At 33.9% G+C, this 23,723-nt stretch carries 19 protein-coding genes; 13 read left to right on the forward strand and 6 right to left on the reverse strand.

Annotation, left to right across the window (positions count from 1 at the left end):
* Window positions 1-78: 78 nt before the first annotated feature.
* The 3 genes from mscL to V6246_RS09855 form a co-directional block, all read right to left on the reverse strand.
* Window positions 79-486 carry a large conductance mechanosensitive channel protein MscL gene (gene mscL, locus V6246_RS09845; protein ID WP_159018731.1) on the reverse strand — a complete coding sequence of 136 codons (408 nt, stop codon included), beginning with the start codon at window positions 484-486 and terminating at the stop codon, window positions 79-81.
* A gap of 85 nt (window positions 487-571) precedes the next feature.
* Window positions 572-1,681 carry an alanine racemase gene (alr, locus tag V6246_RS09850; protein ID WP_341560239.1) on the reverse strand — a complete coding sequence of 370 codons (1,110 nt, stop codon included), beginning with the start codon at window positions 1,679-1,681 and terminating at the stop codon, window positions 572-574.
* Entirely contained in the window at window positions 1,674-2,321 is a 648-nt protein-coding gene (locus V6246_RS09855) for a thymidine kinase (protein WP_159018733.1), read from the reverse strand. The genes alr and V6246_RS09855 overlap by 8 nt, the downstream gene beginning before the upstream one ends.
* A 97-nt stretch (window positions 2,322-2,418) precedes the next feature.
* Between V6246_RS09855 and V6246_RS09860 the strand changes: the two genes are divergently transcribed.
* The 9 genes from V6246_RS09860 (at window position 2,419) to lepA (ending at window position 11,876) form a co-directional block, all read left to right on the forward strand.
* On the forward strand, window positions 2,419-3,162 hold the full coding sequence (locus tag V6246_RS09860) for a hypothetical protein (RefSeq protein WP_341560241.1): 744 nt from the start codon (window positions 2,419-2,421) through the stop codon (window positions 3,160-3,162).
* Window positions 3,162-3,836, forward strand: a complete 675-nt coding sequence (gene rsmI, locus V6246_RS09865; RefSeq protein ID WP_074936626.1) for a 16S rRNA (cytidine(1402)-2'-O)-methyltransferase — start codon at window positions 3,162-3,164, stop codon at window positions 3,834-3,836. The genes V6246_RS09860 and rsmI overlap by 1 nt, the downstream gene beginning before the upstream one ends.
* A 4-nt stretch (window positions 3,837-3,840) precedes the next feature.
* Window positions 3,841-4,188 (forward strand): HopJ type III effector protein, encoded by a 348-nt coding sequence (locus V6246_RS09870; protein WP_341560243.1) that lies wholly within the window; start codon window positions 3,841-3,843, stop codon window positions 4,186-4,188.
* A gap of 40 nt (window positions 4,189-4,228) precedes the next feature.
* Entirely contained in the window at window positions 4,229-5,239 is a 1,011-nt protein-coding gene (locus V6246_RS09875; protein ID WP_341560244.1) for a dipeptide epimerase, read from the forward strand.
* Window positions 5,239-6,288 (forward strand): pyridoxal phosphate-dependent aminotransferase family protein, encoded by a 1,050-nt coding sequence (locus V6246_RS09880; RefSeq protein ID WP_341560246.1) that lies wholly within the window; start codon window positions 5,239-5,241, stop codon window positions 6,286-6,288. Before V6246_RS09875 ends, V6246_RS09880 begins: the two co-directional genes overlap by 1 nt.
* Before the next feature lie 75 nt (window positions 6,289-6,363).
* Window positions 6,364-6,786, forward strand: a complete 423-nt coding sequence (locus V6246_RS09885; RefSeq protein WP_341560247.1) for an OsmC family protein — start codon at window positions 6,364-6,366, stop codon at window positions 6,784-6,786.
* Window positions 6,787-6,935: 149 nt separating this feature from the next.
* Window positions 6,936-8,630 carry a single-stranded-DNA-specific exonuclease RecJ gene (gene recJ, locus V6246_RS09890; RefSeq protein ID WP_341560249.1) on the forward strand — a complete coding sequence of 565 codons (1,695 nt, stop codon included), beginning with the start codon at window positions 6,936-6,938 and terminating at the stop codon, window positions 8,628-8,630.
* Window positions 8,631-8,691: 61 nt separating this feature from the next.
* Window positions 8,692-9,960 carry an MFS transporter gene (locus V6246_RS09895; protein ID WP_159018743.1) on the forward strand — a complete coding sequence of 423 codons (1,269 nt, stop codon included), beginning with the start codon at window positions 8,692-8,694 and terminating at the stop codon, window positions 9,958-9,960.
* A gap of 119 nt (window positions 9,961-10,079) precedes the next feature.
* Window positions 10,080-11,876, forward strand: a complete 1,797-nt coding sequence (lepA, locus tag V6246_RS09900) for a translation elongation factor 4 (RefSeq protein ID WP_159018744.1) — start codon at window positions 10,080-10,082, stop codon at window positions 11,874-11,876.
* Window positions 11,877-12,019: 143 nt separating this feature from the next.
* On the opposite strand, the gene V6246_RS09905 is transcribed toward lepA, so the two are convergent.
* From V6246_RS09905 to V6246_RS09915, 3 genes are read right to left on the reverse strand one after another with little or no spacing between them, the layout of a single operon-like run.
* Window positions 12,020-12,784, reverse strand: coding sequence for a LytR/AlgR family response regulator transcription factor (locus V6246_RS09905; protein WP_341560251.1), 765 nt, complete (start codon window positions 12,782-12,784; stop codon window positions 12,020-12,022).
* Between the two features lie 7 nt (window positions 12,785-12,791).
* Complete coding sequence (locus V6246_RS09910) at window positions 12,792-13,802, reverse strand: sensor histidine kinase (RefSeq protein ID WP_341560253.1); 1,011 nt, start codon at window positions 13,800-13,802, stop codon at window positions 12,792-12,794.
* A 15-nt stretch (window positions 13,803-13,817) separates the two neighbouring features.
* On the reverse strand, window positions 13,818-16,172 hold the full coding sequence (locus V6246_RS09915) for an outer membrane beta-barrel protein (RefSeq protein ID WP_341560255.1): 2,355 nt from the start codon (window positions 16,170-16,172) through the stop codon (window positions 13,818-13,820).
* Between the two features lie 729 nt (window positions 16,173-16,901).
* On the opposite strand from V6246_RS09915, the gene glgA reads away from it, so the two are divergent.
* The 4 genes from glgA to glgB all read left to right on the forward strand — a co-directional run bounded on the left by glgA (window position 16,902) and on the right by glgB (window position 23,426).
* On the forward strand, window positions 16,902-18,104 hold the full coding sequence (glgA, locus tag V6246_RS09920; protein WP_341560256.1) for a glycogen synthase: 1,203 nt from the start codon (window positions 16,902-16,904) through the stop codon (window positions 18,102-18,104).
* 30 nt (window positions 18,105-18,134) lie between these two features.
* The gene (locus tag V6246_RS09925) at window positions 18,135-19,400 is read left to right on the forward strand and encodes a glucose-1-phosphate adenylyltransferase (RefSeq protein ID WP_341560257.1); all 1,266 of its coding nucleotides are present in this window, start codon (window positions 18,135-18,137) and stop codon (window positions 19,398-19,400) included.
* 107 nt (window positions 19,401-19,507) lie between these two features.
* Window positions 19,508-21,445 (forward strand): alpha-1,4-glucan--maltose-1-phosphate maltosyltransferase, encoded by a 1,938-nt coding sequence (locus tag V6246_RS09930; RefSeq protein WP_341560259.1) that lies wholly within the window; start codon window positions 19,508-19,510, stop codon window positions 21,443-21,445.
* 73 nt (window positions 21,446-21,518) lie between these two features.
* Window positions 21,519-23,426, forward strand: coding sequence for a 1,4-alpha-glucan branching protein GlgB (gene glgB / locus V6246_RS09935; protein ID WP_341560260.1), 1,908 nt, complete (start codon window positions 21,519-21,521; stop codon window positions 23,424-23,426).
* Window positions 23,427-23,723: the final 297 nt, after the last annotated feature.

The raw sequence follows: 23,723 nt of genomic DNA on the forward strand, positions 1-23,723 counted from the left end.
TCTAAAAAAAGCCCTCATTTACGAAAAATGAGGGCTTTTTAACAACAAATAACAGTGTGTTATATAATTAACACTTTGTTATTTTTTAAGTAAATCTCTAATTTCAGCAAGTAAATCTTCTTGAGATGGTCCAGCTGGAGCTTCTTCTTTAACCTCTACTGGCTTTTTAGTTTTATTATAAGCTTTAACAATTAAAAACATTACAAGACCAACAATAACTAAATTAACAATAGTGTTAATCCAAGCACCATACATAATTGCATTTTCTGCAGTAGTTACAGCACCTTCAGCATTAACTGCAGCTTCTGTTAATACAATTTTCATGTTCGCAAAATCGGTTCCACCTGTAAAGTGACCAACTACTGGCATAACAATATTGTCAACAAAACCTTTTACAACACCACCAATAGCTCCTGCCATGATAACTGCTACAGCAAACTCTATAACGTTGCCACCTGTAATAAACTCTTTAAATTCTTTAAGCATAATTTTAAATTTTATAATTCTTGGTTAATAATTATTTAGACCACAATATAGTTAAAAAGTCACAAATTAAATTGAAACAAAATATTTAACCTGAGATAATTTCTCGCTTTACGCGCTGTGAAATACTCGTAATCAACTCATAAGAAATTGTGTTTGCGGTTTGCGCTAAGGTTTCTGCCGTAGAATTAGCATCAAAAACAATAACCTCATCACCCTCATTACAATCTATATCGGTAATATTTACCATAATCATGTCCATACAAACATTACCAATTATGGGTGCTTTTTGATTGTTAATTGTTACAAAACCCTTTCCGTTTCCATAAATTCTACCAATACCATCGGCATGACCAATAGGTAAGGTTGCAGTTTTTAAAACCGATTCGCTTTTAAACGCTCGATTATAACCAACTGTTTCTCCTTTTTTTAAATGATGAATTTGTGAAATAGCAGTTTTTAATGTTGCAATAGGTTTAAAATGTATATTTTCTTCTTCGGAATTTCCAAAACCGTACAATCCTATACCGCTACGCACCATATTAAACTGTCCTTCAGGATAATTTAAAATTCCTGAAGTATTACAAATATGAAGCATAGGCTTGTAGCCAAACATGTCTTCAAAATTAGTTGCAATACCTTTAAAAGTTTCTATTTGATTTAGGGTGAACGCTTTCTCTTCCAAATCTTCACTAGCCGCTAAATGCGAAAAGATCGATTTTACATGAATAACTTTGGTTTCACCTATAGTATTATGAATAGTTTCTACATTGCCTTGCCAAAACCCTAATCTATTTAAACCCGTATTAAACTTGACGTGAATAGGATAGTTTTGTTTTTTTTCCGCGGAAGCGATTTCAATAAATTCTTTAAGTATTTTTAAATTGTAAATACTAGGTTCTAAATTATTTTCTAGTAAAACTTTGAAATTTACCGTTTGCGGATGCAGTACCAAAATAGGCTTTGTTATCCCTGCTTTTCGTAATGCCACACCTTCATCTATATAAGCTACAGCAAAATAATCGGCCCCAATAGTTTCTAAATAATTTGCAATTTTAGAAGCTTCATTACCATAAGCAAACGCTTTAACAACGGCTAAAAATAGCGTATCGTTATTAAGTCTCGATTTTAAATACTCAAAATTATGTTTTAGTTTTTTTAAATCGATTTCAAGCACAGTTTCTCTTGCTTTAGGCATCGGAATCTTTTGTTTTAGATTCAACCTCCTCTTCATCTTTCACTTGCATATTGCGCACTTTATCGCGCTCCATAGCTTTGTAATAAGCTGCTCTGCTTAAAGGTTCGTACTCTTCCACTTCACCTAAAAGCACCAAACTATCGCTTTTAGCTTTACGGTAACTGTATTGTGCTAAATTCCCCGTGCGGGTACAAACAGCGTGAACTTTAGTAACATAATCGGCTGTTGCCATTAAGTTTGGCATAGGCCCAAAGGGATTTCCTTTAAAATCCATATCCAATCCGGCAACAATTACGCGAACGCCTTTGTTGGCCAAATCGTTACAAACACGAACAATTTCGTCATCGAAAAACTGAGCTTCATCTATACCAACCACATCACAACCATCGGCCAAAATAGGGATGTTTGCTGCTGCTGGAACAGGTGTAGAACGAATTTCGTTAGAGTCGTGAGACACTACCATTTCCTCGTCGTAACGCGTATCTAAGGCTGGTTTAAAAATCTCAACGCGTTGCCTTGCGAACTGTGCACGTTTAAGTCTACGGATGAGTTCTTCGGTTTTTCCCGAAAACATAGAGCCGCATATGACTTCAATCCATCCAAATTGTTCTTTATGATTTACCGTATTTTCAAGAAACATTTCGTAATTTTAACACTAAAATTGGTTTGTATAAAGGTGACGCAAATTTATTAAAAATCAAACGCCTTAATACCTTTAAATTTTAAATTTATAAACAATGAAGAAGAAATTAGAATCTGAACTTGTAAGTATAGCTCATAGAATTCTGAAACTGAAAGGTAAAGAAGATGTAATTAAAATGCATACCGAAGCAAAAGAGTTGTTTGAAAAGCTATCGGTTTTAAAGTTTGCTCAGGAAAATTTTGAAGATAGTATCCCGAGTATAGGTAACGACTCGTCGTTTTTTAGCATGCTCGACACGGCTTTTAACAATAAAATTAGTGATAATATTGAGGAGGACGATAAAATTTACACCAACTTAGAAGATCACCAAAACGAAGAGATTACCGAACCATTAATGGAAACCATTAAAGATATGGTTGCGCAAATGCCACACGAAACTCAGCAAGTAGATGATTTATTTGAAAAAATAGAGCCAAAAACACCTGTTGTTAAACATAATTTGGAAGATTTGACTTTAGGCTTTGAAGAAACACCTGTTTTTGAACCTGTGAATAAAAGTGATGGCGATGTTTTAACCGATAAAAAATCGCTAAACGATAAGCTTAAATCTGGCGGATTAAAAATTGGCTTGAATGATAAAATAGCCTTCATTAAACATTTGTTTGACGGTCAGGTCGGAGATTACGATCGTGTTATCTCGCAACTAAACACCTTTCTTTCTTATAAAAACGCCAAAGAATTTATCGATACCATGGTAAAACCCGATTATAATAATTGGAACGATAAAGAAGAATTTGAAACCCGCTTTTTGGAAATTATTGAAGCCAAATTTGAATAATGAGTAAACTATATATAGTACCAACACCTATTGGCAACTTAAAAGATATCACTTTTAGAGCCGTTGAAGTTTTAAAAGATGTCGATTTAATTTTAGCTGAAGATACCCGAACATCGGGAAAACTCTTAAAGCATTTTGAAATTTCGACTCACATGCAAAGCCACCATATGCATAACGAGCATAAAACGGTTGAAAATATTATTCAGAAATTAAAAAGTGGAACAACCGTAGCTTTAATTAGCGATGCCGGAACGCCTGCTATTTCCGATCCTGGATTTTTATTATCTCGTGCCTGCATTGAAAATGGTATTGAAGTAGATTGCCTACCAGGTGCTACAGCATTTGTGCCGGCATTAGTAAATTCTGGACTACCCAATGATAAATTTATATTCGAAGGTTTTTTACCAGTAAAAAAAGGACGCCAAACACGTTTATTACTTTTAGCTGAAGAAACTAGAACCATTATATTTTACGAAAGTCCGCATAAATTAATAAAGACGTTAGGCCATTTTTGTGAGTATTTTGGAGAAGACCGAGAGGTTTCTGTATCTCGAGAACTTACAAAACTATACGAAGAAACTATTCGCGGCACCGCAAAAGAAGTATTAGAACATTACACCAACAAACCACCAAAAGGTGAAATTGTAATTATTGTTGGAGGAAAAAAGAAATAAAAAAATGACATTAGAATTATTTAAAAGCACATTAAAAAACGCACCGGAAACCATTGCTTTTTCGGATACTATAACTACTCTTGAAGCGAAATACAATTTTACACCAACCGCTTTTACAAATGGGGAATTAACAAATGCTGCAGGCGAAAACTCTGGCTCTTGCAAATTATTTGCCTTTGCTAAAAACGAAGGTTTTACAAAAGAGGAAACACTAGCTTGTTTTGGTCAATATTATTTTAACGATGTGCTAAAGGATCCAAACGGAGACGGCCACCAAAACATTAGAAACTTTATGAAAACAGGTTTTGATGGATTAGCTTTTGAAGGTAAAGCGCTTACTGAAAAACAATAAACCTTTACAACATATCACAACTCTCTATAAAAACTCATAAATGCAAATACAATTAAAGGCTTACAACCTAAAACTCAAACATACATTCACCATTTCTAGAGAGTCTCACGACATTCAACCTAGCTTAATTGCTTGTCTTACCCTAAACGGAAAAACAGGTTATGGTGAAGCAACATCCAACCCATATTACAACATTACTGTTGAAAGCATGACGGCAGAAATTAACGCAATTTCAACTGAAATTGAAAACTTCAACTTTACAACGCCAGAAGTTTTTCATACATTTTTAGTTGAAAAAGGCTTAACCAATTTTGCTATTTGTGCTTTAGATTTAGCTGCTCACGATTTATACGGCAAACTAGAAGGTAAACCACTTTATGATATTTGGGAAACAACTTTAGAAACATACCCAACAACCAATTACACTATTGGTATTGCGAGTATCGATAAAATGGTTGCTAAAATGAAAGAAATGCCATGGCCGATTTACAAAATAAAACTTGGCACCAACGATGATGTTAACATTGTAAAAGCATTAAGAAAAGAAAGTGATGCTGTTTTTAGAATTGATGCTAATTGTGCTTGGACGGCAGATGAAACTATTAAAAACGCACCGCTTTTAAAAGAGTTAGGTGTTGAGTTTCTAGAACAACCATTAAAAGCTGATGACTGGGAAGGCATGAAAAAAGTAATGAAGCATTGCGTTTTACCAGTAATTGCAGACGAAAGCTGCATTGTAGAAAATGATGTGGAAGCTTGTGGAAATCACTTTAGCGGTATAAATATTAAGCTTACCAAATGTGGCGGATTAACACCTGCTTTGCGCATGATTAAAAAAGGTAAAGCCATGGGCGTAAAAGTTATGGTTGGCTGCATGACGGAATCTACCGTTGGTATTTCGGCCATTGCTCAACTTATACCTCAACTAGATTATGTTGATATGGATGGAGCTCTTTTACTGAAAGAAGATATTGCAAATGGTGTAATTATTAAAGAAGATGCTAGTGTTATTTTCCCAACTTTAGGAGGCAGTGGCATAACTTTAAAATAATGACTTATAATTTAGATTCCTTTCCGTCTAACCACATTTTAATTGAAGGTAAAAACTACCTTTATTTTGGTGGCACCTCTTATTTGGGGCTACAAACCGATGTGGATTTTCAAAATATATTTATTGAAAACATTAGAAAACATGGAACAAATTATGGTGCGTCTCGAAAATCTAATGTACGTCTAAATGTATATGATGAAACGGAACGCTATTTATCTAAATTAGTTGGCAGCGAAGCTTGTGTTAGCATGTCTTCCGGGTATTTAGCCGGACAACTTATTGCTCAAAGTTTAAACACTGAAAAGTACAGTTTTTTTTATGCTCCAAATACACATGCTGCATTAAATTTATCAATTACAGAAAATAAATCAACCCAGTCTTATAGAGAGCTAAAAGCCATTTTAAGTTTTCATTTAGCAAACCAAACAGAAGAAATCCCTGTTGTTTTTTTAGATGCTGTAGATTTTCATGGTACAAATTTCCCTGATTTTGAAGGTTTAAAATCGTTACCACTTTCTAATACTATTTTGGTGGTAGACGATTCTCATGGCATCGGTATTACTGGTAAAAATGGTGGTGGCGTATTTAAAACTATTGAGGCATTAAACCCAAAAGAACTTATAGTTTGCTGCTCCTTAGGGAAAGGTTTCGGAATTCAAGCTGGTGCTATTTTCGGGTCTAAGTATAGAATTAATAAATTAGAAAGCACGCCGTTTTTTGGAGGTTCTAGCCCTGCCGCTCCTGCTAATCTAGCAACCATAGCTAGCGCAGAAAACATCTATAATGCGAAACGAAAAACGCTAAAACATAACATCGATTATTTCATAAACAATATAGAAAACCTTGAAAGGTTTAAATGGATGAAAACACATCCTGCTTTTAGCTTTTCTAATGAACAATTAAATAAACATCTCGAAAATAATAACATTATAATAACTAGTTTTAGGTATCCCGATGAAACATCTCCTATAATGAGTAGAATTGTAATTAGTGCAGCCCATACAGAAGAAGATATTAGCAGATTTTGTACGGTATTGAATGGGTATTGAAACCTTACTGCTCTATTTTAAGAAAAGCATTTTTACATTATTTTATACTATTTTTGAGCAAACAAATTAAGAAAAATGAAAAATTTAGTTACTACAACCTGGTTAGGCGAAATGAGATTTGAAAGCACAAACCCATCAGGACACAATCTTTTTATAGATGCAGGTGAAGAAAACGGCGGAAAAAGCGAAGGTTACCGTCCAAAAGCATTGATGTTATCTGGCTTAGCAGGTTGCTCTGGGTTAGATGTAGCATCATTAATTAAAAAAATGAAATTAGAGGTCGACGATTTTAAAATAGAAACCGAAGCCAACCTAACCGAAGAGCACCCAAAATATTACGATAAAGTTGCTATGCGCTTTCATTTTTACGGCAATGACTTAAATGAAAAAAAGCTTCAAAAAGCAGTCGATTTATCTATTGAAAAGTATTGTGGTGTTATGGAAATGTTCCGTCAATTTTCAGAACTAACCATCGAAACACACTTTCATTCAAAATAATATTTTTAAGTATAATAAACGCAATAAAAATCGCTAGTACTAAGTTAAATCACATAAGTAATACGGTTCTATAATTGTTAGTATTTTATACGAAGCCCTTTAAAGTATAAAGTTTTAATTACATTTGAAACCTCTTAAAGAAACACAAAATGCGTTGGACATTAAAAGAAAAACCACAGGCAGAAGAAACTGAAGCTTTGCAAAAAGCACTAAATGTAGACGCTACCACCGCAATATTACTTTTGCAACGTGGCATTAAAACTTTTGAAGAAGCAAAAACTTTTTTCCGCCCCAGTTTAACAGATTTACACGATCCATTCTTAATGAAAGATATGGACAAAGCTGTGGCACGTATAGAAAAAGCAATAGCAAACAACGAAAACATTTTGGTTTACGGCGATTACGATGTAGATGGCACGAGCTCTGTGGCGCTTATGTCTACCTACCTTAAATCGATACATAATTTGGTTTACACATATATCCCAAACAGGTATGATGAAGGTTACGGTGTATCTAACAAAGGAATAAACTTTGCACTAGAAAATAATTTCACTTTAATAGTTGCTCTAGATTGCGGTATTAAAGCCATAGATAAAGTGGCACACGCCAAAGAATTGGGTATAGATTTTATTATCTGCGACCACCACCGACCAGGTGCTAAAATTCCAGATGCGGCAGCCGTTTTAGATCCAAAGCGAGAAGATTGCAACTACCCATATAAAGAACTTTGTGGCTGCGGTGTAGGCTTTAAACTTATTGAAGCCTTAGCTTCTAAAGAAGGGAAAACAGCCGAAGATTTAACCGAATATTTAGATTTAGTAGCCACGGCTATTGGAGCAGATATTGTTCCTATAGATGGTGAAAACCGTGTTCTTGCTTATTTTGGTTTACAAGTTATTAACACCAATCCTCGACCAGGAATTAAAGCCATTTTAGCGCAAGTAGAAAAAACAGAACTAACCATAACCGATGTTGTATTTATTGTAGCACCACGTATTAATGCTGCCGGCCGTATGAAACATGGTAATTATGCGGTAACCTTATTAACCGAGGAAGATGATGAGTTAGCGACTAAATATGCCGCAGAAATTAACGATTACAATCTTGAGCGTCGCGAAACAGATAAAAGAATAACAGAAGAAGCACTTGTTCAAATTGAAAAAAATAAAGAACAAGACCGCCTAACCACAGTTGTTTACGATAAAGATTGGCATAAAGGCGTTATTGGTATTGTAGCTTCTAGATTAACCGAAACCTACCATAGACCAACTTTGGTTTTCACTAAAAGCGGTGAGTTTTTAGCAGCTTCGGCACGTTCGGTAAAAGGTTTTGATGTTTACAATGCCTTGGAAGCTTGCGCCGAACATATTGAACAATTTGGTGGACACAAATACGCGGCAGGATTAACATTAAAAGAAGAAAACTACGAAGCCTTTAAACAAGCTTTTGAAGACGAGGTTTCTAAAACTATAGATAGAAACTTACTTACACCCGAAATAAAAATAGATTTAGAAATAGATTTAGACAACATTACACCTAAATTTAATAGAATTTTAAAACAATTTGCTCCTTACGGCCCCAGTAATATGACACCTGTTTTTTTAACCGAAAACCTAATTGATACAGGCTACGGAAAACCAGTTGGTGCAGATCAAACTCATTTAAGATTAACAGCTACGCAAGCCGGCACATCTAAAAATGTTGTTGGTATTGGTTTTAGTATGGCAGATAAATTTGAAATTATTTCAAACGGCAAGCCATTTAAAGCTGTTTATTCTATAGACGAAAACGAATGGCAAGGTAATATAAGCTTACAAATGAAAATACGTGATATTAAGGCTTAAAACCTTAGTAGTTACTATTGCAAGTTAAAACTAAAATTCCTGTCTTCGCAGGAAGGTAATCATGGCAAAAACTGATCCCTACGCAGCATTGCGTATTAAAGAATTCAATATATTTTTATTAGTCCGCTTTCTACTAGTTTTTGGTTGGTCTATGCAGTTTATTGTTATTGAGTGGCAAGTTTACAGCCTTACAAAAGACCCTTTATCTCTTGGCATTATTGGTTTAATGGAAATTATACCGGCCTTTACCATGGCTCTTTTTGCAGGACATATTGTAGATCAAAAAGAAAAACGAAATCTCTTAGCTACTTGTATTGCTGCTTTTTCTCTAATTAGTTTTGGGCTATTCATGCTTACTTGGGATAAAATTGTTGGTGATTGGGGTTCTAAAAGCATTTTATATTCCATTTACGCCTTAGTCTTTTTTGGAGGTTTTTTACGTTCCTTTTTTGGACCTACAATCTTTTCTCTTGTAGCTTTAATTGTTCCTAAAAAAGTATATCCAAACGCCGCCACATGGAACAGTTCAACCTGGCAAATGGCAGGTGTTTTAGGCCCCGCTTTAGGAGGTTTTACCATCGGTTGGATTGGAGTACATTGGTCGCTATGCATCATATTCGGACTCATCCTTATGTCCTTTTTTATCTTATTACAAATAAAACGTAAACCTATTTTAAACCCTAAAATAGGCGAACCTGTAATAGACAGCTTAAAAGAAGGTGTGCGTTTTGTGTTCAAAACCAAAGCCATTTTAGGTGCCATGACTTTAGATATGGTTGCCGTACTTTTTGGTGGAGCCATTGCACTACTTCCTGTTTTTGCTCAAGATATTTTAAAAGTAGGCAGCGAAGGTTTTGGTGTATTACGTGCCGCACCAGCCGTTGGCGCTTTTATAACTATGCTGATTACAGCATATATTCCGATAAGTAAAAATGCAGGCATGAAATTATTAGTGGCTATTTTCGGTTTTGGAGTCTGTATTATTGTATTCGGGTTATCTAATATATTTTGGGTTTCAGCAATAGCCTTATTCTTTAGCGGCATGACAGATGGTGTGTCTATGGTGATTAGACAAACCATTTTTCAGATAAAAACACCCGACCATATGCGTGGTCGTGTATCCTCAGTAAACTCTATGTTTGTAGGATCTTCAAACGAGTTGGGCGCTTTTGAAAGCGGCGTTACCGCGAAATTTTTCGGCGCCGTTACTGCTGTGGTTTTTGGAGGCACCATGACATTAATTACTGTGGTTGCCACAGGTTTAGCTTCTCCTTCTTTTAGGAAATTAGATTTAACTGAAGATTTAAAAGCACACGAAAGTGACGATTAATTTTTACTTCATATTAAATTGAAATCGAAACAATGTAAGAAACCTAAAAAGTCTAATCGTAAAACTCAATGAAAACAGCTATCTTTGGCAAATCTTCGATTTTTTGAAGACTGTTGATTATGAAGAACATTAGAAACTTTTGCATTATTGCACATATTGACCACGGAAAAAGCACACTTGCCGACCGTTTGTTAGATTTTACAGGCTCTGTAACAGCTAGAGAGCAACAAGCCCAACTACTTGATAGTATGGATTTGGAGCGCGAACGTGGCATTACCATAAAATCGCACGCCATCCAAATGGATTATGAGTTAGATGGTGAAAAATATATATTAAATTTAATTGATACTCCTGGCCACGTAGATTTCTCTTATGAGGTTTCTAGATCTATTGCTGCCTGCGAGGGTGCGCTTCTAATTGTAGATGCCGCACAAAGTATACAAGCACAAACTATTTCTAACTTATACTTAGCTTTAGAGAATGATTTAGAGATTATTCCGGTGTTAAATAAAGTAGATTTACCAAGTGCAAACCCAGAGGAGGTTACCGATGATATTGTAGATTTATTAGGTTGCGATCCAGAAGAAGTTATTCACGCTAGTGGAAAAACAGGCTTTGGTGTCGAGAATATTTTAAAAGCTATTATCGATCGTGTTCCTGCTCCAAAAGGAGATCCTGACGCACCTTTACAAGCCTTAATTTTCGACTCGGTTTACAATACTTTTAGAGGTATTGAAACGTATTTTAGAGTTTTTAATGGTGAAATAAAAAAGGGACAAAAAATTAAATTTGTTGCTACAGATAAAGAATATTATGCAGACGAAGTTGGAACTTTAAAACTAACTCAAGTTGCTAAAAAAAGCGTAAAAACTGGAGATGTAGGTTACTTAATTACAGGTATTAAAACCGCTAAGGAAGTAAAAGTTGGTGATACTATTACCGATTTTGCTAACCCTACTACAAATATTGTAGAAGGTTTTGAAGACGTAAAACCAATGGTATTTGCTGGTATTTACCCTGTAGATACTGAAGATTACGAAGAGCTTAGAAACTCTATGGAAAAGCTACAACTTAACGATGCCTCGTTAGTGTTTGCTCCAGAAAGTTCTGCAGCTTTAGGTTTTGGTTTCCGTTGTGGATTCTTAGGAATGTTACACATGGAAATTATACAAGAACGTTTAGAACGTGAGTTCGATATGACGGTAATTACTACTGTTCCCAATGTATCTTACCATGCTTACACAAACAAAAACCCGAACGAAGCTTTTATTGTAAATAACCCGTCGGATTTACCGGAACCTACCACAGTAAATCGTGTTGAGGAACCTTATATTAAGGCTACTATTATTACAAAATCTGATTTTGTTGGTAATGTGATGTCTCTTTGTATTGAAAAACGTGGTATCGTTCTTAATCAAACGTATTTAACACCAGAACGTGTTGAGTTAACTTTTGAAATGCCTCTTGCAGAAATTGTATTCGATTTTTACGATCGTTTAAAAACAGTTTCTAAAGGTTATGCTTCTTTCGATTACCATCCTATCGGAATGAAAGAATCAAAATTAGTACGTTTAGATATTTTATTAAATGCACTTACTGTTGATGCGCTTTCTGCCTTAATTCACGCCGATAACGCACAGAATATTGGTAAGAAAATGTGTGAGAAATTAAAAGAATTAATTCCACGTCAACAATTCGATATTCCAATTCAGGCGGCTATTGGTGCAAAAATTATTTCGAGAGAAACAATTAAAGCCCTCAGGAAAGATGTAACAGCAAAATGTTATGGTGGTGATATTTCTCGTAAAAGAAAACTACTTGAAAAACAGAAAAAAGGTAAAAAACGTATGCGTCAAGTTGGTAATGTAGAAATACCTCAACAAGCGTTTATGGCTGTTTTAAAGTTGAATGATTAAAAATAAAGACATCTTATAATTAAGAAAAACAATCTTTTATAAGATCTTAATTTATATTAAAACTCCTGCTTCTGTAGGAGTTTTAAGTTTTGATATTATTCATTATTAAAACATGCAAGCTCCCTTTTTACAAAGAGATTTTTTTACTGCTCCAACCACCTTCTAAAATCGGAAGTTGTTGACGAACTCGTCATCACTTTGTCTTTAATTCCTGTTACTGTAATTAATAAACGATTTTTAAAATGACTTTCTATATTTTCGATACCATCGATACTGATAATTTCACTTCTATTTATTTTAAAAAATTTACTTGGGTGTAATTGACTGTGAATAGCTCCTAAATTTTGAGAAATAGTATGGCGTTTCCCTTTTAAATCGGTTGCCATGCAGAAATCGCCAGAGGCTTCTATTTTTACTATTTCTGAAACACTTAATAACTGAATGCCTTTCGACTTCTTTATTACAAATCGTTTTTTATAACTGGTGTGCTCTTCTTTTAAAGCTGATTTTAGCTCGCTTATTGTTTCTTGATTTAATGCCGTGTAATGCCCTTGTTTAAATAATGATTGGTATTTCTCGATAGCTCTTTTAAAATCCAACTGCGTGTATGGTTTTAAGATATAAGCAATACCATTGGTATTAAAAGCTTGAAATAAATAATCATCGTGAGCAGAACAGAAGATAATAGGCGTATTTATGGAAACATCATTAAACAAATCGAAAGAAAGCCCGTCTAACAGCTGAATATCCGATAGAATAAAATCGTAAGTATTATTCGTCAACATCAGTTTTCCCTCACTTACAGAGCGCGCCCAATCGTGAGGAATTTCATCTTCAAAATAATCGTTTACAAAGGATAGCAACTTTTGGTATGCTGGTATTTCATCTTCTAAAATTAAAATCTTCATACTGTTTTCAATTTTCTTCAACTAAATTAATAATCGGAATTGCTATTTTAAATTCCTCTTCTGTATCAATAATAACAACCTCTTTATCTGATAAGAATTTATAACGTGTTTTCAAGTTCTCTAAACCCGTTCCAAACGATTCGTTTTTAGATATAATATTAGACTTCGTGTTAACAACCGTTAATTCATTTTCATCAATATAAATTACCGTTTTTATAGCACTACCGTCAACGGGTTTATTATGTTTCACCACATTTTCTAGTAATGTTTGTATTGCTCCTGTTGGTATAAACTTATCTTCAATATCAATTTTCTTTTCTATTTTAAAATCGTAATCTGTTGCAAAACGTGTTTTAATTAAAAACATATAATTTTCAGCTAGCTCAATTTCTTCGGCTAATTCCATTACCTCAGCATCTTTAGTTTTTATTAAGTACCTGTAAATAAGCGACAACCTATTAATATACTCTTTAGCTTTTAACGTATCACGATCAATAAGAGCATCTAGGGTATTTAAATTATTGAACAAAAAATGCGGATCTATTTGTGAACGGAGTAATTTAAGCTCGTTTTCTTTTTGTTGTTTTTCAATTTTTAAATATTCGGTTTGCCCTTCATAAAACTTTTTAGTTAAAAATAAAGCAAATGGAAAGGCCGATTGCTGAGTTCCCAAACTAATCATTTGTAAAACAAAATCGATACCCTTAGGGAATTTTGCCCAATCGTTAGCCCCTGTCCAAAAGCCTATAGTATAATCGATTCCAGAAATAATAAGTAAAATTAAAACGCCGTAAATTATAAACAAAACGTATTTTTTTTGAACAACTACTTTTGGTATTAACCAAAATGTAAATAAAAAAATAACACTTGTAACACTTATAATCTCGACAGGAAAATCGATTAAATATTCTCTCAGCAACGCATCACGCTCAATATAATACTTGCCTTGAATAATAAACGACACCAAAAAATAAACGCCTAAAATTAGAAAATCGGTTCTATTTATTTTTTTATTCATAATTATACAAACATATTAATTATTATCATTAATTCTGTTTTCTTCATCTTCAGAAGCGTTTCTTCTACTTGTCTTTTTTCCAAATTTAGACCCAAAACTATACGATAATCTTAATTGAATATTCTGCCTAGATTGATTACTCTCTACTTCTGCATACAATCCATTATAATCTATAACCCCAACAAACCCTCTATTTAAAATTTTACTAAGCGCTAAATTTACTTTTAGTTTATCGTCTAAAAACTTTTTACCTAAAGAAAAATTTAAATCGGCAAACCAATCGGTATCAAGACCTCCTTCTAAGGCCCCTGTTCCGTAGTTTCCACTAACTTCTGCATTAATTTTCCATGGTAGCTCGTAACTAGCTTGAGTAAACCAAATTAAGCTCAATTTTTCTAAATTTAAATTATTAGTGGCAGATCCAAATTTATTCTGACTCACAATTATTCCCGTATATCCTTCTACATTATTTATAAAACTTAAAGGACCAAATAGTCTAAAATTCCAGTTTTTACTATCGCTTAAATTAATAGTTGTACGCTCTATTTGTGCAGTTTCATTATCTTGAGAAACAAACTGAAACATATCATCTTTAGTTTCGCTGTAAGCTATTGCAAAAAATGGTTGCCCATCGAAAGTTAAATTAAATTGATATTTATTGGTGAATGATGGTTTTAAATTTTCGTTACCAACATCTGACGATAATGGATCGTAATACGTAACAAAGGAGTTTAAAGTATTATAACTAGGCCTGCTAATACGGTAGCTATAAGCTAGACTTGCTGCTAAATTTTTATTTATTTTTCTGCTTAATGCCGCACTTGGGAAAAGCTTAGAAATTTTCCGTTCTCGTGTTTCATTATCACTGCTAGATGTCCCTTTTGTATTGCTATCCTCAAAGCGTAAACCACCAGAAAAAGACCATTTACCTTCTGTGATGTTAATTTTAGAGTATAGTGCAAAAATGTTTTCGTCTACCAAAAAAATATTGCTTGCTGCGTTATTAAACTCAAAATCACCATCTTCATTTTCACTAAAAGATTGCAAATCGCTATCTGTATTTACCTGAGAATATTTTGCACCAACACTTAGTTTAAAATCTTCGGAAAGCGTACGAACATAATCACTCTTATAGGTTTTAATTTGGTAATTTCCGTCTTGTAAATACCTTTGGTTTGTGTAAGCAATAGTACTACCGTTTACAGATGCCAATGTGTTTCTATTATCGTTTTTATAATCTACATAATTAAAATCGGCGGTAAGTTTATGTCCTTCTGTTTTAAACTCATAATACGGATTGATATTAAATACTTTTTGGTCACGATTAAAACTATTTTCAGAATACAAAAAATCTATAGTGCTCGCTGTGGTTATAATATTTGCACTGTTTGCAACTCTATCAGAATTTGTGTTACTGTTTTTAACTCCAAAACCAATAGAATGTTTATCATTAATGTAATAATCAATACTACCACTAATTCTAAACGTTTTTGGATTATAAGGTTCAATAGTTGCTTGGTTGTAGTTTTCGTTTCCAACGCTTCTATTAAGAAACAAATCTTCTCGCCATGTCGGGCTCGAATAACCTGTACTAGCTTGCCAATTTAACTTGTTTTTATAACTAGCAATAGATGCACTTGTACCATGCTCAAAGCCTTCATCTTCACCAACCCAAGTAGACACACTACCATGTGTACCTAATTTTACGTTTTTCTTTAAAATAATATTAATAATTGGCCCAGAGCCTGTAGCATCAAACTCTGCACCTGGCTGCTCTACCAGCTCTACTTTAGCTATATTATCGGCAGGCATATCACGCAACAGCGTATCCATGTCCATATAATCGGTAGTTTTTCCGTTTATCAAAATTCTAATATTACTTTGCCCAGCATAACTAATACCATTATTGGTTACAATAATTCCTGGCACGCCACGCATAATATCTTGTAAATTAGAATTTATCATTTCTGATTGTTCCAAATCTATAATCAATTTCTCGGCCGTTTGCCTAATTACAGGGCGTTTATGGGTAATTACAATTTCATCTAAAACATCTTCAGCTAAGGTAAAATCCATAGTTTCAGAATTATTTTCTAACAGAAAAGTATTAGACCGTTTCATTTTAAAACCCAATACCGAAATTTCGAGATAGTAATTGCCGTTTTCAATATTTTCAAATTTATAGAATCCTTCTTCGGAAGAAATAACGCCCGTAACAGTTTCTTTTGAAATTGCATTATGTAGTATAACATTGGCAAACTCTAAAGGCTTTTTACTATCATCTAAGATATAGCCAGAAATATCGTTTTGAGCATAAGCCGAAACCATACTTATAAAAAAAATAATAAGCGTTTTAATGATTGTATTCATAACTGTTCGATTTTTTGATATAACAAATTTGAATAAAAATGGATGGGATAAAAAATACAATAATATCAAATGGGATAAAAAAAGGTTGAATTGGTATTATTTAAAGTTGAATTGTTTTTGCCTTCAACGCATAACTCCTTGTTATTTACAATCACACACACCACTAATTCCATAAATTTTATGGCCTAATATACGGCTGTCCTTTTTTTCCTTCAATACTAAAGAAAAACAATCACTATTCTTCAAGCCTTTTGGTGATTAAGTAAAATTAATTATTGAATATTTCGATTAAACTCCTTAACACCTATTTTTCTTCAAAAATAAAATTCGACCAAATTTGTTAACAATAATTTTGTATGTTTATAACATAGGAATTATTATTAATAATTAAACTTGCAAAAACACTTAACAACACGGTGTTTTTCTAAAAATATTTTCCAATTAATTAATATTTTTTCACATTAAGAGTTACTAACAATTTTTCAAAATTCAGGCATCGATTTGTTGCTTTTACAACAAAACATAGCATATAAAAATGATGTTTATATTTTTTTAAAATTGTAGGAAAAAAAAGAATCAATTAAACAAATTGTTTTTACTTTTATTGTGATACTAAACAGGTTATATTGATATTCCTATTCATGATACATTTAAATATTCAAAATACAACTGCTCCAAACCGTTTTGAAATAAATGTCTCTAACGACCCTATAAAACAAAAACAACTAAATGAAAGCACTTTTTTACACAAGAGAATTTCCACCGTATGTTTACGGAGGAGCCGGCGTACATGTTGAATATTTGGCCGATGAGCTGTCCAAATTAATGAAAATCGATGTTCGATGTTTTGGAGACCAAGACTCGAAATCGGATAGTTTAAGTGTAAAAGGTTACCCGTTTGATAACCCAATTTTTGATGGTGCAGACGATAAATTAAAATCGGTATTTAAAACATTAAGCACCGGTATACAAATGAACACAGAGCCTATTGATGCCGATGTTGTGCATTGCCATACTTGGTATGCTCATTTTGCTGGTATTATAGCTAAACTTTGTTACGGCACACCATTAGTGATCACCACACACTCCTTAGAGCCTTTACGCCCATGGAAACGCGAACAATTAGGTCGCGGTTACGATGCCTCTTCTTGGGTAGAAAAAACAGCTATTGAAATGGCCGATGCACTTATAGCAGTTTCAAAAGAAACCAAAGAAGATGTTCTTAAACATTTTGATGTAGACGAAAGTAAAGTACACGTTATCTACAATGGTATTAACCTAGAACAATACATAGAAACAAGTGAAACAGCAACCCTAGATACTTACGGTGTTGATAAAACTAAACCCTATGTACTTTTTGTTGGTAGAATTACACGCCAAAAAGGAATTATCCATTTAGTAAACGCTATAAAATATATAGATCCAGATACTCAAATTGTACTATGTGCAGGCGCACCAGATACACCAGAAATTGGTGAAGAAATGAAAAACGCTGTAAACGCAGTTAAAAAAACACGTGAAAACGTAATTTGGATTGATAAAATGGTAACTAAGGAAGAAATTATACAGCTATATTCTCATGCTGCTGTATTCTGTTGCCCTTCTATTTACGAGCCTTTTGGTATTATAAACATTGAAGCTATGGCTTGTAACACTGCCGTTGTAGCAAGCGCTGTTGGTGGTATTAAAGAAGTGGTTGTACATGGTGAAACCGGACTTTTAATTCCGTTAGAACAACAAACCGAAGCGCCTTTTGAACCTATTGATCCCGATAAATTCTCGAGAGATTTAGCTCAAGGAGTTAACCAAGTTATCAATGATAAAAACTTAAGAGAAACCATGGCAAAAAATGGCAGAAAACGTGTTGAAGATTATTTTGACTGGGTAGCCATTGCAAAACAAGTAGAAACACTATACGAATCAATAATATAACTAACAACTAAGCACTAAAAAACTAAAAATATGATAAACAACAAAGTTTTAGCCATTGTTTTAGGAGGCGGCCAAGGATCCAGACTTTACCCATTAACCGATAAAAGATCTAAACCTGCAGTTCCTATTGCCGGAAAATATAGACTTGTAGATATACCAATCTCTAACTGTATTAACGCAGATATTAAGCGTATTTTTGTGTTAACTCAATTTAACTCAGCATCACTTAACAAACACATTAAAAACACATATCACTTCAGTTTTTTTAGTAGTGCTTTTGTAGATGTACTGGCTGCCGAACAAACTCCAGAAAGTAAAACTTGGTTTCAAGGTACTGCCGATGCGGTTAGACAGAGCATGCATCATTTTTTAAGTCACGATTTTGAATATGCTTTAATCCTTTCGGGAGATCAATTATATCAAATGGATTACGATAAAATGATTGAAGCTCATGAAGCCTCTAATGCCGAAATATCTATTGCAACCATTCCTGTAAATGCAAAAGACGCCACATCTTTCGGTATTTTAAAAGCGAATGATGAAAACGTGATTACATCATTTATAGAGAAACCCGATGCCGAATTATTACCAGAATGGACTTCGGAAGTAAGCGAAGAAATGAAAGGACAAAACCGTAACTATCTAGCTTCAATGGGTATTTATGTTTTCAACAAAGATTTGCTAATTAAACTTATGCAAAACCCAGATACTATAGATTTTGGTAAAGAGATTATTCCGCAATCTATACACGATCATAAAACTTTAAGTTACCAATATGAAGGGTACTGGACCGATATTGGAAATATAGACTCATTCTTCGAAGCGAACTTAGGCTTAACCGACGACATTCCTCAGTTTGATTTATACGATGAAAAAAAACGTATTTATACGCATGCTAGAATGTTACCTACCACAAAAATAGCAGGCACTGTTTTAGACAGAGCTGTAGTTTCTGAAGGTTGTATTATTGGTGCTGCAAAAATTGAAAAATCTGTAATTGGTATTCGATCTAGAATTGGTAAAGAATCTACCGTAATTAACACCTACATGATGGGCAGCGATTTCTACGAAACCTTAGATGAAATAGAAAACAACCGTATTAAAGTCCTTACCGGAATAGGAGAACGCTGCTTTATTAAAAACTGTATTTTAGATAAAAACTGTCGTATTGGTGATGATGTTCGTATTAACGGCGGAAAACATTTAGAAGATAAAGAAACAGACATGTACTTTATTAAAGATGGTATTGTTGTTGTTAAAAACGCTGCAACCATACCTTCAGGATACGTTATTTAACCAAAATAGCAACCAAAAATCAAGTTCCTTTACCAATTAAAACAACTTTAACTGGTAAAGGAATCTGACTAAAAAAATATTGATTACCATACATAACTAAGCAAACAATGCAAAATCAAAAAAGAGTTGTAATTGATTATGTTTCACCAACTGTAAACGGTGGCGACTTTTATATTAAACGTGTAGTAAATGAAATTGTAAGTGTAGATGCACATATTATGGCCGATGGTCATGATGTTTTAGGAGCTGCCATACTTTACAAACACGAAAATGATAAAACATGGCAAGAAACCCGAATGATGCTTACTTCTAATGATGAGTGGAAAGCATCCTTTAGTGTACAAAAACAAGGGTTTTATAGCTATAAAGTAGAAGCCTGGGTAGATTATGCTTTAAACTGGAGATACGGTTTAATTCGCAAAATAAACGATGGCCAACACGTGGTTTCAGAATTATTAGAAGGTGCAGAATATATCGAGCCCCTTTTAAATAAAGTAAACGCTGAAGACAAACAGTATTTAGAGCATTTACAGCAAATTTTTAAAGATGAAAATAGTTATGGCGAAGCCATTTCTGAAGCAGTAAAAGAAAGACTTTATAATATTTTCTTCCAAAACCCAATTAAAACACTTGCCAATACCTCTACAACATACAAAGCTTATGTAGATAGAAAAAAAGCAAGATTTAGTACATGGTACGAGTTTTTTCCGCGTTCAGCGTCGGAGCACAAAGGTGTTCACGGCACTTTTAACGATTGCGCACGCTTATTACCAAGAGTAAAAAACATGGGGTTTGATGTGGTTTACCTACCACCTATCCACCCAATTGGAGAAGTTAACCGTAAAGGAAAAAACAATACTACAGAAGCTAAAGAAGGTGATGTTGGTTCTACATGGGGTGTTGGTTCGCAATATGGCGGGCATAAAGACATCCATCCACAGCTAGGGAATATCGACGATTTTAAAGCGCTTATACAAACAGCAAAAGATAACAACCTTGAAATTGCTATGGATTACGCCTTACAAGCCGCACCAGATCATCCTTGGGTAAAAGATCATCCAAAATGGTTTAAATGGCGACCAGATGGTACCGTTCAATATGCTGAAAATCCGCCAAAAAAATATCAAGACATTCTTCCTATTTATTGGGAAAGTGAAGACTATAAAGCCCTTTGGAACGAGTGTTTAGATGTTATGCTATATTGGGTAGATTGTGGTATTAACATTTTTAGAGTTGATAACCCACACACAAAACCTTTCTATTTCTGGAATTGGATTATTTCTGAAGTAAAAGCAAAACATCCCGATGTTATTTTTTTAGCCGAAGCTTTTACAGCTCCAAAAGTAATGAAACAGCTTGCTAAACAAGGTTACACACAATCGTACACCTATTTTACATGGCGCGAAAGCAAACATGAAATCACAGAATATGTAGAAGAGCTTACGCAAAGCGAACTAAAAGAATATATGCAACCTAATTTTTGGCCAAACACGCCAGATATTAATCCATATCATTTACAAGGCGCTAACGAATCTAAACATATTCAGCGTTACGCACTTGCTGCTACTTTAAGTTCTAGTATTGGTATTTATGGGCCGGTTTTCGAATACATGCTTTCCGATTCTTTATTAGGAAAAGAAGAGTATTTAAATTCTGAAAAATTCCAAATAACACATTACGATTGGGAACTTAAAAACAAGCTAACCACTATAATTTCGAAAATCAACTTTATTAGAAACCATAACGAAGCCTTACAGCAAACTAATAATATTAAATTCTGTAACATACAGAATGATAATTTAATAGCTTTCTATAAATGGAACGATGATAGAACTAATGAGGTTTTAGTAGTTATTAGTTTAGATCCGCACAACTCGCAACAAGCTAACATACAAATGCCTTTGCAAGATTTAGCGGTGCATGCCGGACACAATCTAGAAATGCACGATTTAATTACCGATAGCCGTTATAATTGGCATAATGAATGGAATTACGTAGAGTTACACCCTACTATGCCTTTTCACATTTTCAAGATTAACAAGTAAAACTTAAGGGTTTAAATCCCATATTAAAAAACGACATAATTTTCCTTTAAACAGGAATTAACAACATAATTTTATGGCACAAGTAAAACCGTATAGTTTATTTACAGAATTCGACATAAACCTTTTTAAAGCCGGAAAACATTACAGACTTTACGAAAAAATGGGGTCGCATTTAGTAACCGTAGATGGTATTGAAGGTACGTATTTTGCCGTTTGGGCACCCACAGCAAAACAAGTGTCTGTAATAGGCGATTTTAACTTCTGGATGGAAGGCGAGCATCAATTAAATGTACGTTGGGATTCTAGTGGTATTTGGGAAGGTTTTATTCCGCTTGTTACTAAAGGTAACGCCTACAAATATAAAATACAGAGTAATAATAACGATATAAAAACCGAAAAGGCCGATCCATATGCACGCCGTTGTGAGCATCCTCCAAAAACAGCTTCTATTGTTTGGGACGATTCTTATAAATGGAAAGATAAAGATTGGATGAAAAAGCGTAAAGAAAAAAACGCTTTAGATGCACCTTACTCGGTTTACGAAGTTCATTTAGGTTCTTGGAAAAGACAAGTTGAAGAAGACCGTTTTTTATCTTATTTTGAATTAGCAGACGATTTAGTGAAGTATGTAAAAGACATGAATTTTACACACGTAGAGCTTATGCCTATTATGGAATATCCTTACGATCCATCGTGGGGTTACCAACTTACTGGGTATTTTGCACCATCGTCTCGATTTGGTTATCCTGAAGAATTTAAATACCTGGTAGATAAACTTCACCAAAATGATATTGGAATAATTTTAGATTGGGTACCATCACATTTTCCAGAAGATGCTCACGGTTTAGGCTTTTTTGATGGCTCGAACTTATACGAACATCCGGACCCAAGAAAAGGTTATCATCAAGACTGGAAAAGTTTAATCTTTAATTATGAACGTAACGAAGTAAAATCGTTTTTAATAAGTAACGCTGCCTTTTGGATGGATCAATACCATGCCGATGGCTTGCGTGTAGATGCTGTAGCATCGATGTTATTTTTAGATTACTCTCGTGAAGATGGCGAATGGGAACCAAACATTTATGGTGGTCGCGAAAACCTAGCAGCTATAGATTTCTTAAAAGAATTAAATCAAGAAATATACGCATCGTTTCCAGATGTACAAACCATTGCCGAGGAATCTACAGCATTCCCAGGCGTGTCAAAACCCGTGTTTTTAGGTGGTTTAGGTTTTGGAATGAAATGGATGATGGGTTGGATGCACGATACTTTAGATTACTTTTCTAAAGATCCTGTATACAGAAAATATCACCAAAATGATATTACCTTTAGTTTAGCTTATGCCTTCTCAGAGAATTTTATGTTACCCCTTTCTCACGATGAGGTGGTATATGGTAAAAACTCTATTCTAGGCCGTATGCCTGGAGACGAGTGGCAACGTTTTGCAAACTTGCGTTTACTTTACGGTTATATGTTTACACACCCTGGCACCAAATTAAACTTCATGGGTGGCGAAATTGCTCAGTATGACGAATGGGATTTTCAAGGCAGTGTAAACTGGAATTTATTAGAATTCGAACCACATAAAAACTTTCAAAATTACTTTAAAGAGTTAAACAAAGTATACAGAACAACACCAGCTTTATATGAAAAAGCCTTTACAGGTGAAGGTTTTGAATGGATTAGTTACGACGACCATGAAAACTGTGTGATGTCTTACATGAGAAAAGGTTATGAATCTAAAGATGATGTTGTGGTTATTTGTAATTTAACACCAACGGTTCGCGAAAATTATAAAATTGGTATTCCTGTAAATGGTAAACTAAAAGAACTGTTTAACAGTGATGCTAAAGCATTTGGTGGTAGTGGTGTTTCAAACAAAAAACAAATTACCATTAAAAAAGACCCTTGGAATGGTAAAGATTATTCAGCTGAGGTTACACTGTCTCCTCTATCAGTAACTATTTTTCAGTTTAAATAGAAAAATTAGATTAATTGTCTCATATAAAACAAGTTATTGTACTTAAAAAAGTTAACATCAATTAGTATCCCTTTTCAAATTGAAAAACTACTAATTGGTGTTTTCTAATATTCTAACAAATCGAATTCATAAAAAAATCAACTTATTTAGTAATTAATAATAATCTGAAATTCAAAAAACAGAACTTTTACCGTTCTTTAAGTATTTTTCAATAAACCCCTAAAAATTTGAGTTTTACACATAATATCAATTCAATTTTTAGTAAAAAGAAGCCTGTTTGCGCATTAAAAATTAGTA

The sequence above is a fragment of the Algibacter sp. TI.3.09 genome (assembly GCF_038154905.1).
GTDB lineage: Bacteria > Bacteroidota > Bacteroidia > Flavobacteriales > Flavobacteriaceae > Algibacter.